Raw genomic sequence first — 10,322 nt, 5'->3', positions numbered from 1 at the left:
AGCAGCGGCATCGGGTCGGAGGCCGTCACCAGCTCCCGCAGCGGGTGGCGGGCCAGGACCTCCGTCACCTCCGGCGCCAGCGCCGCCGCGAGCCGGTCGTGCACCGGCAGGCAGTCGTCGCCGAGGGCGCGCGCGGCGGCCAGCACCAGGCTGCGCTCGGGGCCCTTGGGCACCCCGGCGGCGGCACGCTCGTACAGCCCGGCGCCCTCCTCCAGGACCAGACCGGTGTCGATCCCGGCCGGCACCTTCACGGACGCGGTGTGCCGCCAGGTCGCCAGCGGATGGCTCCACGCCTCCACCCGGAACGTCCAACGGCCCGTCGCGTCCGGGGTGATGTCCGCGCCCCAGAGGTCGGTGCCCGGGGCCAGTTCCCGCATCGGGGTCCACGGGCCGCGGCGGCCCTTCGGATCACGCAGGACCACGTTCGCACCCACGGCGTCGTGCCCTTCGCGGAACACGGTGGCCGTGACCTGGAAGGTCTCCCCGGCCACCGCTTTCGCCGGGCGCCTGCCGCACTCCACGGCCGGCCGGACGTCGCGTACCGGTACACGGCCGATGGCCGCCGGGGTCCTGCGCATGCATCTCACCTCCGCCGTGCGCGAAGCCGGGCACCCGGCCCGGCTTCGCGATCCGAAAGTCGGGCCGGCGCGTGCCGGTCCCGAGAGGAACGCCTTGTACGGTGCCAGCTCAGGGGCTTGGCGCCGTGGAACGCCGCTCCGGTGGCGGCGCTCTTCTGGCCGCCCGGCGTGGCTGCGGCCGTCCGTCCTGCTCGCGCAGGTAGGTGACCAGGTTCGTGCGCAGATAGCGCTCGGCGGCGTCCGCGGCCTCGCGGGCGCAGCGTTTGCCCATCAGAACGCACAGCGTGTACCCCGAGTCCTCGAAGGTGGCCCGGACGGTGCGGTCGTGGGGCGAGGCGAGCATGACGCGCTCCCACGCCCGGTAACGCCGCAACTGCCGGGCCACTTCGGCCTTGGCGGGTAGCAGCATTGCCCTCTTCACCTTCCACGCTCTCGACTGGGCGCGTTCCCGACGGTCGGGTGGTGTCCGCGCAGGGGTGGGCGCGGCACCGTTACGGCGATCGAGGCTTTCACTTATGGTGCACGCACGACGACGAAGCGTCTTGTTGGAGCTTCAACGATCGCTGGTGTGGAGTCCTCGTGTTGCACGAATGGCGTAGTGCCCGCACCGTGGAGGTGACTCAGAAGCGATCAACGCTCACGTTTTGTGTCCGGGATCCCTCCCGGACGGGGCGAGGAAGCGAGAGCTTCGCCGGTGAGGAGCAAGCGACGATGAAGACCGCAGTGCCCTGCTACTACCACCTCGACGTGGAAGTCAGCCCGGAACGGGTGGGACAGGTCAGCCGCATCCTGGCCGCCCACCTCCGCTACTGGGACCTCGAGAACCTCGTGGACCCCGTCTGCCGCGGCACCGAACTGCTGCTGCGGGCGATCGACGCGCACGCGACCGACAAGCACACCTCGATCGAGATGTGGTGGAACGGCCAGCACCTCATCACCGCCTTCGGTGACGACGACCCGGACCTGCGCCCGGACCAGGACCTGCGGTCCTGCCTGGCGGACATCGCCGCCATGAGCGACGGCTGGGGCTGCTGCGCCTCGGACACCGGCAGCAAGATCATCTGGTTCTCCCAGCGCGCCCGCGCCGGCCAGCGCGTGCCGCTGGTGCCCGTCGCGCCCGACCCCGCCCTGCGCACGGGCCTGAAGGTGCCGCGCGAAGAACCCGTGGCCGTCCTGGCCGCTCCGGCACCCGCGGGCGACGACACCCTGGAGGGCAGCCGGTGACCGCCCGCAGGACCAGGAAAGGGGTGCCCGTGTGGAGCGGGCACCCCTACCCGTTGGGTGCCGCCTTCGACGGTCAGGGCACCAACTTCGCCCTCTTCAGCGAGGTCGCCGAGCGTGTCGAGCTCATCCTGGTGGACGAGGCCGGCACCGAGACATCCGTCCCGCTGCACGAGGTCGACGGCTTCGTGTGGCACGCCTACCTGCCCGGCGTCGGCCCCGGCCGGCGCTACGGCTACCGGGTGCACGGCCCCTGGCAGCCGGCGCTCGGCCACCGCTGCAACCCGGCGAAGCTGCTGCTCGACCCGTACGCGCGCGCCGTGGACGGCCAGATCGACAACCACGCCTCCCTGTACGAGCGCGCCCCGGACGGGCCGGCCCCGGCGGACAGCGCCGGGCACTCCATGCTGGGCGTGGTCACCGACCCGTTCTTCGACTGGGGCGACGACCGCCCGCCCAGGACGCCGTACGCCGACTCGGTGATCTACGAGGCCCACGTCCGCGGCCTCACCCGCACCCACCCCGACGTCCCCGAGCGGCTGCGCGGCACCTACGCCGGACTCGCGCACCCGGCCGTGCTCGAACACCTGACCTCGCTCGGCGTCACCGCGGTGGAGCTGATGCCGGTGCACCAGTTCGTGCACGACGGCGTGCTCCAGGACCGCGGACTGTCCAACTACTGGGGCTACAACACCATCGGCTTCTTCGCCCCGCACAACGCCTACGCCGCCTTCGGCACCCGCGGCCAGCAGGTCAACGAGTTCAAGGCCATGGTGAAGGCGCTGCACGCGGCCGGCCTGGAAGTCATCCTCGACGTGGTCTACAACCACACCGCCGAGGGCAACGAGATGGGCCCCACCCTGTCCTTCCGGGGCATCGACAACGCCTCCTACTACCGTCTGGTCGACGGCGACTGGGCGCACTACTACGACACCACCGGCACCGGCAACAGCCTGCTGATGCGGCACCCCTACGTGCTCCAGCTGATCATGGACTCGCTGCGGTACTGGGTCACCGAGATGCACGTCGACGGGTTCCGCTTCGACCTCGCGGCCACCCTGGCCCGGCAGTTCCACGAGGTGGACCGGCTGTCGGCGTTCTTCGACCTGATCCAGCAGGACCCGGTGATCAGCAGGGTCAAGCTGATCGCCGAGCCCTGGGACGTGGGGGAGGGCGGCTACCAGGTGGGCAACTTCCCGCCGCTGTGGTCGGAGTGGAACGGCAAGTACCGCGACGCGGTCCGGGACTTCTGGCGCGCCGAGCCCGGCTCGCTCGGCGAGTTCGCCTCCCGGCTCACCGGCTCCTCCGACCTGTACCAGCACAGCCGCCGCCGGCCGCGCGCGAGCGTCAACTTCGTCACCGCGCACGACGGATTCACCCTGCGCGACCTGGTCTCGTACAACGACAAGCACAACGAGGCCAACGGCGAGGACAACCGGGACGGCGAGAGCCACAACCGGTCCTGGAACTGCGGGGCGGAGGGGGAGACCGACGACCCCGCGGTCCTCGAACTCCGCGCCCGCCAGCAGCGCAACCTGCTCGCCACGCTGCTGCTGTCGCAGGGCATCCCGATGCTGTGCCACGGCGACGAACTCGGCCGCACCCAGCGCGGCAACAACAACGCCTACTGCCAGGACAACGAGATCTCCTGGGTCGACTGGGAGCTGACGGACGAACAGCGCGCGCTCGCCGACTTCACCCGCCGGCTGATCGCCCTGCGCGCGGCGCACCCGGTGCTGCGCCGGCGCCGGTTCTTCCGCGGCGAGACCGCGACCAACGCCGACCAGCCGCTGCCCGACCTGATGTGGCTGCGGCCCGACGCCCGCGAGATGACCCGCCGGGACTGGCAGCGCGGCGACGCGCACGCGGTCGGCGCGTTCCTCAACGGTGACGCCATCGCCGAACGCGACCCCCACGGCGGCCGCATGGTCGACGACTCGTTCCTGCTGCTCGTCAACGGCTACTGGGAGCCGGTCGACTTCCGCCTGCCCGACGACTCCTTCGGCGAGCGCTGGACGACCCTGATCGACACCGCCGACCCCGACGGCCTCCCCGACGAACGCGAACGCAAAGCCGCCACCCGGCTCCGGGTGGAGGCCCGGAGCCTGGTGCTGCTGTCGCGTCCGTCGCGTGACACACCCCGGCCACGCCGGGAACCGGGCGAACGGCGCCGGCGCGGCCGCGGGCGCGGACGGTGAGCGCCGCCCCCGTCAGCGGCCGCCCCGCGCCGTCACCGTGAACTGCGCGCCGTCCGAGTCGCGCAGGATGGCCTCGGTCTCCTCCTCGCGCAGCACGCTGCCGCCGTGCTTCTCCGCCGCGCGGGCGCAGCCGGCCACGTCGTTCACCGCGAAGTGGACCTGCCAGTGCGGACGCACCGAGGGGTCCGGGGCCGCCTCCACCGCGCCGGAGTCGATACGCGCCACCACGTCGCCCCGGCTGCGCAGCACCACCTCGCCGCCCTCGTACTGGACCTCGCAGCAGCCCGGCAGCCCCGTCGCCCAGTCCAGGATCTCGCCGTAGAACATCGCGGCGTCGAAGGCGTCCCGGGTGTGCAGCCGTACGAACGTCGGGGCCGCCTGCCGCCACGCCTCCCAGTTGGTGACGAGCTCGCCCTGCCAGATACCGAACGTGGCCCCGTCCCGGTCGGCGAGCAGCGCCGCCCGGCCGGGCGGGAAGGACAGCGGCCCCACCGCCGCCGTACCGCCGCGCTCGCGCACCCGGGCCACGGCCACGTCCGCGTCCGGCACGGCGAAGTACGGTGTCCAGGCCACCGCCATCTGCCACATGGAGGCGACGGCGGCGATCCCCGCCACCGGCACCCCGTTCGCCAGGGCGATGCGGAAGTGCTCGCCGAGTTCGGCGCCGCGCCAGCGCCAGCCCAGGACGGCCGCGTAGAAGTCCTGGGTGGTCTGGAGATCACGGCTGGTCAGGCTCACCCAGCACGGTGCCCCGAAGACGGAGTGGGTGGACATGACGTCTTTTCTGCGCGGTCCGCCGCCGGCGGGGGTGTCGATGTTCATGGCAGTCGCGTCCTGCTCTCGGGGCCGGGTGGCCACCGGTATGGCACCAGTGTCCGGCCGGACGGTGGTGGAGTGCCTGTCGAGTACCCCGGATGGCGGCTGAGCAGGCCCCTCGGCAGCATGGAGCCATGACACAGAGCGATCCTGACCGCGACCGTCTGGCGGCACTCCAGGCGGAGGTCGAGCAGCTGAAGGAAGCCGTGACCTCCCACGCGGTCGTGGACCAGGCGATCGGGATGGTGGTGGCGCTCGGCCGGGTCTCCCCGGACCAGGGCTACCAGGTGCTGCGCGAGGTCTCCCAGCACACCAACATCAAACTGCGCAATGTCGCCGAGCTCATCCTCATCTGGGGGCGCCGCGGTGACATCCCGCCCGACATCCGTGCCGAGCTGGAGGACGCCCTGGACCGGTACGCCCCGACCCGGATGCCCGGAACCGAGGAGGCGTAGGGTCAGCGGGTCTCCGCGAGGAGTTCCTCGCGCAGCCGGTCGAAGCAGCCGCTGAGCAGCCGCGAGACGTGCATCTGGGAGATCCCCAGCTGCTGGGCGATCCGGCTCTGCGTCATACCGCCGAAGAAGCGCAGGTAGAGGATGGTGCGCTCGCGCTCGGGCAGGGCCGCGAGGCACGGCTTGACCGCCGCGCGGTCCACCACGAGGTCGAAGCCCGGGTCCGGGCCGCCCAGGGAGTCCCCGAGGGCGTAGCCGTCCGTGCCGGCCACCTCCGCGTCCAGGGACAGCGCCGAGAAGCATTCCAGCGCCTCCATGCCGGTGCGGACCTCGTCCTCGCTGAGCCGCGTGTACGCGGCGATCTCGGCGACGGTGGGCGCCCGGCCGGAGGTGGTCTGCGCCAGCTCCTTCGCGGCGGCGCGGACCCGGTTGCGCAGGTCCTGCACCCGGCGCGGCACGTGCAGGGTCCACATGTGGTCCCGGAAATGGCGCTTGATCTCACCGGTGACGGTGGGGACCGCGTACGCCTCGAAGGCGCGGCCGCGGGAGGGGTCGTAGTGGTCGACGGCCTTGACCAGGCCCAGCGCGGCCACCTGGTAGAGATCCTCCAGGGCCTCCCCGCGGCCGCGGAACCGCACGGCGATCCGCTCCGCCATGGGGAGCCACAGCCGGACCAGCTCGTCCCGCAGCGCCTGGCGCTCGGGACCGTCGGGCAGCTGCGCGAGCCGCTCGAAGGACTCGCCCGTATCCGGGGCGTCGTCGTGCGGGTGGGACTTGATGCTGCCCGTGACACGCATGGCGAGCACCTCTCTCGGCAGGTGCTGATGGGACAGACACCGTGGGAGGTGCGCTCGGACCTGGAGGGACGTCGGGGCGCCCGGCAAGGCCGGCTCCCACGGACGTGCCTCCTGTCCGAAGCACTGTGGTTCGCTTTCCCGCTGAGGGACATCTCAAAACAAACACGACATAACGTCCATGGCGGGATGTGCTTGCTCGCGGCTCCCCCGTGCGAGCCGATGCCGCCGTGACGGTGGGTGACGGCCCTCGGCCCCGATCGCCGGCAGGGCGCGCGCGGCGGGGACCGTGCCCGGCGCCCGGCTCGGTGATCTGCCGTGGACGTGATGTGCGGCACGCACGCGTACTCGGCCGGAACCCGCCGTGCGCGAGTTCTTCCTGGGCAGCGCTTGATCACCGATCAAAGCGGGCGAATCCCCTGGCCACAGCGCATTCCGCTCATTTGACAGTGCGCTCGGCACACAGATAGACAGCAGCTCTCGAAGGTCGAGAGGGGCACTGTGTACGAGCCGAACGTGGTCGGTGACTGGCAGGAGTACGAAGAGCATGCCGGTCTGCGGGTCCGCGTCCACCGCCTGGAGGCGGCCGAGCCGCCACGCGGACGGGACGACGCCGCCGCCGGCCTGACGTACTTCAGTGTCCGGGTGACCGTCGAGAACCGTGGCGCGCGGCACTTCGGCATCCACCTGGAGGACGGCCAGATCGACGTCCGGGTCGGCCCCGACGGCGAGGGCGCCTTCATCGACTGGCGCAACTCCCAGTTCATCGAGGGCTTCGACGTCCATCCGCTGCGCCGGGCCACCGCCGTGATCTACGCCGCCGCGCCCGAGGCCGCGCTCACCCACGTGGACGTACAGGTGCAGCTGCGCGTGGACGACGACTGGAGCGACCGCCGGCTGTGGGCGGGCGGTATCGGCTCCCAGGAGTCCGCCACGGCGGCCGCCTCCGCGGGCACCGGGCAGGGCAGCCTCGCCCACCAGGTCAGCGCCTTCCTGAGGGACCAGACGGAGCCGGGCACCGCCTGAGCTGCCCCGGCGCCGCCGGCCCGGCGCACGGGGCCCGGCCGCGGACGCCGTACGCGGCTCAGTGCGGGATGCCGTCGATGATCTCCCGCGCGCCCTGCCGGAGCAGCGCGACCGCGACCGAGGTGCCGAGGGTCGCCGGATCCAGCCGGCCCGCCCACTCGTGGGCGTTCAGCCGGGTCTTGCCGTCCGGTGTGAACACGCAAGCACGCAGGGAGAGTTCGCCGCCGCGGTCCACCCGCGCGTACCCGGCGATGGGGCTGTTGCAGTGCCCCTGGAGGACGTGCAGGAACATCCGCTCCGCCGTCGCCTCCCGGTGCGTGGCCGGGTCGCCGAGCCCGCTGACCGCGTCGATCACGGCGGTGTCGTCCTCCCGGCACTGGAGGGCCAGGATGCCCGCGCCGATCGGCGGCATCATCGTCTCCGGGGACAGCACCTCGCTGATGACGTCCGTCCGGCCGATGCGCTCCAGGCCGGACACCGCCAGCAGCAGCGCGTCCGCCTCCCGGGCGGCGAGCTTCTCCAGGCGCCGGTTGGCGTTGCCGCGGAACGGCACGCACTCCAGGTGCGGGTGGGTCGCGGCCAGCTGGGCGACCCGGCGCACCGAGGAGGTGCCGATCCGGGTGCCGGCCGGCAGCTCGTCCAGGGTGAGCCCGCCCGGGTGCACCAGCGCGTCCCGGATGTCGTCGCGCTTCAGGAACGCGGCGAACACCGTCCCCGCGGGCAGCGGCCGGTCGGCGGGCACGTCCTTGACGCAGTGCACGGCGAGATCCGCCTCCCCGGCGAGCAGGGCCGCGTCCACCTCCTTGGTGAACGCCCCTTTGCCCTCGACCCGGGAGAGATCGCCCATCCACTTGTCCCCGGTCGTCTTCACCGGGACGACCTCCGTCCGCACCCCCGGGTGCAGCACGGCCAGTTCGGCGCGGACCCGCTCGACCTGGGCCAGGGCCATGGGCGAGTCGCGGGAGACGATACGGATCAGTTCCGGCACAGACATGGGGGACACGATAGACCCTGGCATCACCCGTCTGGCACGGCACGACGCGCCCGCGCGCCCGCCGGCCGGCCGCCGGGAGGCAGGCCGGGTCAGGCGCCGGGGTCGAACGCGATCCCGGACGGTTTCGCCTCGGCGAGGTGGGAGGCGAAACTGCCGTCCTTCAGGCCGAAGTGGGCGCTGCCGAAGTCGTGGGCGCTCAACTTCTCGCGTACGCCCGCCGGATAGCCGTTCCAGCCGACGAGGGCCGGGTACTGCCAGGTGTGTTCGTGGTTCTCCGGCGGCTCGTCGTTCGCGTTGGCGAACCGGAAGCAGTGCGTGCCGATCCCGTCCTTGTGGTACACGACCTTCGGGTGCGTTCCCTCGAAGCGGACCTCGGGGGCCGGGCGCACGGTGAACGAGCCGTGGCGGGACGTCGACACGTACCGGACCTGCCCGTCCCGCACCCACACCGCCACGTGCTCCCAGTCGTGCCGGTGCCCGCCGAGGCTGGTGCCGGGCAGCGCCTGGTCCTTCTCGAAGTACAGGGCGTAGAGGTGGGCGCACCAGCCGTTGTCGCACGCGGAGCGTACGTAGCCGTTGGTGTTGTCGAGGTCGAAGGCGTCGCGGCAGCCGCCGTTCAGGGCGCCCGTCGGCTTCAGGCCCCCGTTGACCGTGCCGTCGGAGGCGATGGCGGGTGTCGGGTAGCAGCCGTCCGTGTCGTAGTCGAAGGCGGGCTGGTACGCCAGTTCGGCCGTGTCGGCGTTCACCGGCAGCGCCGGGGGAGGGGCGGCGAAGGCGGTGGCGGGGAAGGCGATGACCAGGGCGGCGGCACAGGCCGGGACGGCGAACCATCCGCCGTGCCGGGGGCGACGGGCCGGAAAGGGCACGGGTTTCCTCCAACAGCGCTGCGGGCGAGGGGAGTTCAGCATCCCGGGCGCACACCGCGCTGCCAAGGGGTCGCACACGTCACGGGAACGGACCACGGCCGGACTCCGGCCCGCCGCCCGGCCGGTGACCGGCGTGCCCGCTCGCCCGGTGCGCCGGGGCGGGTACGCCGGTGGACCGCGGCTCTACCCGAGGTCCTCCGGCAGGTCCGCCGCCGCGTCCTCGGGCGCGAGGTCCGGACGCAGGCGCAGCCAGGACGGCTGGCGCAGCATGCCGTTCCGGGTCCGCGTGCTGTAGCCGACCTCGCCGACCAGCCGGGGCTCCACCCAGTGGGCCCCGGCGATCCGCGGCGCCGGTGCGAAGGGGCACCGGCCGCTCGCCGTCTGCCGGAGCAGTTCCGCCAGCCGGGCGCGTTCCGCCTCGCTCCAGCCGGTGCCCACCCCGCCCACGTACCGCAGCCGTCCCTCCGCGTCCCGCTGGCCGACCAGGACCGCGCCGGGCAGGCCGGTCAGCCGGCCCCTGCCGGGCAGCCAGCCGCCGACGATCACGTCCTCGGCCCGCGTGTTCCGGATCTTGAGCCAGGCGCGCGAGCGCACCCCCGGCTCGTACACCGAGTCCAGCCGCTTGCACACCAGGCCCTCCAGGCCGTGCTCCCGGGTGGCGCGTAGCGCCTCGGCGCCGTGCCCGGTCACGGAACCCGGCGTCGACCAGTACGGCCCGGCGAGACCCAGCTCCTCCAGCCGGGCCCGCCGCCGTACATAGGCCAGCCGCACCAGGGGCTCCGCCAGGTAGGGCACGTCGAACAGGACCAGGTGCACCGGCACCTGTGCGGCCCGGCGCGCCGCCCGCGCGGGGGCGTGCGCGAGCCCCATCCGGCTCTGCAGCAGCTGGAAGTCGGCCCGGCCGCGCGCGTCCAGGGCCAGCACTTCGCCGTCCAGCACGGCGGGCGTGGTGCCCAGGGCCTCACCGAGCGGCCGGAGTTCGGGGTAGGCGCCGGTGATGTCGTCGCCCGAGCGGGCGCGCAGCAGCACACTGCCGTCGCCGGGCAGGTAGACCATCACCCGCTGGCCGTCCTGCTTGGTCTCGTACGCCCACCGCGCGTCCTGGGCGGCCGGCGGCAGGGTGCCCGGGGTGGCGAGCATCGGCGGGATGAACGGCAGGGTCACGGCGGTCACGGCAGAAGGTCTCGACCGGGGACCGCGCCGCCACGCGCCTTCCCCCGCCGGTTCCCCTGAACGGGTCCCGCTCAGGCGACCTGTTCGGCCGACGGCCCGGGGCTCGCGCCGCGGGGGCGGGCCAGCGGGCCGGTGGCGGGGCCCGCGGGCCGGTGGCGGGGGAGGAAGGAGGCCAGGACGGAGGCCAGGGCCGCCACGCCCCCT

11 protein-coding genes are annotated in these 10,322 nt (G+C 73.0%); 4 read left to right on the top strand and 7 right to left on the bottom strand.

What is annotated here, in order from left to right:
* Nucleotides 1–578: maltotransferase domain-containing protein (locus ABZ576_RS33565; protein WP_360749661.1), on the bottom strand; the 578-nt coding region annotated here is incomplete at its 3' end.
* Between the two features lie 109 nt (nucleotides 579–687).
* Nucleotides 688–987 carry a DUF5133 domain-containing protein gene (locus ABZ576_RS33560; protein WP_030641557.1) on the bottom strand — a complete coding sequence of 100 codons (300 nt, stop codon included), beginning with the start codon at nucleotides 985–987 and terminating at the stop codon, nucleotides 688–690.
* A gap of 302 nt (nucleotides 988–1,289) precedes the next feature.
* Between ABZ576_RS33560 and ABZ576_RS33555 the strand changes: the two genes are divergently transcribed.
* Together ABZ576_RS33555 and glgX are read left to right on the top strand one after the other, a co-directional pair.
* The gene (locus tag ABZ576_RS33555) at nucleotides 1,290–1,802 is read left to right on the top strand and encodes a pep a2 (protein WP_360749658.1); all 513 of its coding nucleotides are present in this window, start codon (nucleotides 1,290–1,292) and stop codon (nucleotides 1,800–1,802) included.
* Nucleotides 1,799–3,997, top strand: coding sequence for a glycogen debranching protein GlgX (glgX, locus tag ABZ576_RS33550; RefSeq protein WP_360749655.1), 2,199 nt, complete (start codon nucleotides 1,799–1,801; stop codon nucleotides 3,995–3,997). Before ABZ576_RS33555 ends, glgX begins: the two co-directional genes overlap by 4 nt.
* A gap of 12 nt (nucleotides 3,998–4,009) precedes the next feature.
* Here the strand turns inward: glgX and ABZ576_RS33545 are convergent, their stop codons facing one another.
* Entirely contained in the window at nucleotides 4,010–4,819 is an 810-nt protein-coding gene (locus tag ABZ576_RS33545; protein WP_360749652.1) for a VOC family protein, read from the bottom strand.
* A gap of 128 nt (nucleotides 4,820–4,947) precedes the next feature.
* Here ABZ576_RS33545 and ABZ576_RS33540 point away from each other — a divergent pair, with 128 nt between their 5' ends.
* Entirely contained in the window at nucleotides 4,948–5,268 is a 321-nt protein-coding gene (locus tag ABZ576_RS33540) for an ANTAR domain-containing protein (RefSeq protein WP_360749649.1), read from the top strand.
* Nucleotides 5,269–5,270: 2 nt separating this feature from the next.
* Here ABZ576_RS33540 and ABZ576_RS33535 read toward each other — a convergent pair whose 3' ends face one another.
* Nucleotides 5,271–6,062: an RNA polymerase sigma factor SigF gene (locus tag ABZ576_RS33535; RefSeq protein WP_360749646.1), complete on the bottom strand. Its 792-nt coding sequence runs from the start codon at nucleotides 6,060–6,062 to the stop codon at nucleotides 5,271–5,273.
* A gap of 498 nt (nucleotides 6,063–6,560) precedes the next feature.
* Here ABZ576_RS33535 and ABZ576_RS33530 point away from each other — a divergent pair, with 498 nt between their 5' ends.
* Nucleotides 6,561–7,085: a hypothetical protein gene (locus ABZ576_RS33530; protein WP_360749643.1), complete on the top strand. Its 525-nt coding sequence runs from the start codon at nucleotides 6,561–6,563 to the stop codon at nucleotides 7,083–7,085.
* 58 nt (nucleotides 7,086–7,143) lie between these two features.
* On the opposite strand, the gene hemC is transcribed toward ABZ576_RS33530, so the two are convergent.
* From hemC to ABZ576_RS33515, 3 genes are all read right to left on the bottom strand, one after another.
* Nucleotides 7,144–8,079, bottom strand: a complete 936-nt coding sequence (gene hemC / locus ABZ576_RS33525) for a hydroxymethylbilane synthase (RefSeq protein ID WP_360749640.1) — start codon at nucleotides 8,077–8,079, stop codon at nucleotides 7,144–7,146.
* Between the two features lie 89 nt (nucleotides 8,080–8,168).
* Nucleotides 8,169–8,945 (bottom strand): NPP1 family protein, encoded by a 777-nt coding sequence (locus ABZ576_RS33520; RefSeq protein WP_360749638.1) that lies wholly within the window; start codon nucleotides 8,943–8,945, stop codon nucleotides 8,169–8,171.
* A gap of 183 nt (nucleotides 8,946–9,128) precedes the next feature.
* Nucleotides 9,129–10,109: an ATP-dependent DNA ligase gene (locus ABZ576_RS33515; protein ID WP_360749664.1), complete on the bottom strand. Its 981-nt coding sequence runs from the start codon at nucleotides 10,107–10,109 to the stop codon at nucleotides 9,129–9,131.
* Nucleotides 10,110–10,322: the final 213 nt, after the last annotated feature.

Source organism: Streptomyces sp. NPDC013455 (genome assembly GCF_040632975.1).
In the GTDB taxonomy this organism is placed as follows: domain Bacteria; phylum Actinomycetota; class Actinomycetes; order Streptomycetales; family Streptomycetaceae; genus Streptomyces.
The sequence above is the reverse complement of the archived record's forward strand: the minus strand, read 5'-3'. Positions and strand labels throughout refer to the sequence as shown.

Excerpts from the sequence above, each read along its gene's own strand:
- ABZ576_RS33560 (WP_030641557.1), bottom strand. The coding sequence starts at position 987 with ATGCTGCTACCCGCCAAGGCCGAAGTGGCCCGGCAGTTGCGGCGTTAC.
- ABZ576_RS33545 (WP_360749652.1), bottom strand. The coding sequence starts at position 4,819 with ATGAACATCGACACCCCCGCCGGCGGCGGACCGCGCAGAAAAGACGTC.
- ABZ576_RS33540 (WP_360749649.1), top strand. The coding sequence starts at position 4,948 with ATGACACAGAGCGATCCTGACCGCGACCGTCTGGCGGCACTCCAGGCG.
- hemC (WP_360749640.1), bottom strand. The coding sequence starts at position 8,079 with ATGTCTGTGCCGGAACTGATCCGTATCGTCTCCCGCGACTCGCCCATG.
- ABZ576_RS33555 (WP_360749658.1), top strand. The coding sequence starts at position 1,290 with ATGAAGACCGCAGTGCCCTGCTACTACCACCTCGACGTGGAAGTCAGC.
- ABZ576_RS33535 (WP_360749646.1), bottom strand. The coding sequence starts at position 6,062 with ATGCGTGTCACGGGCAGCATCAAGTCCCACCCGCACGACGACGCCCCG.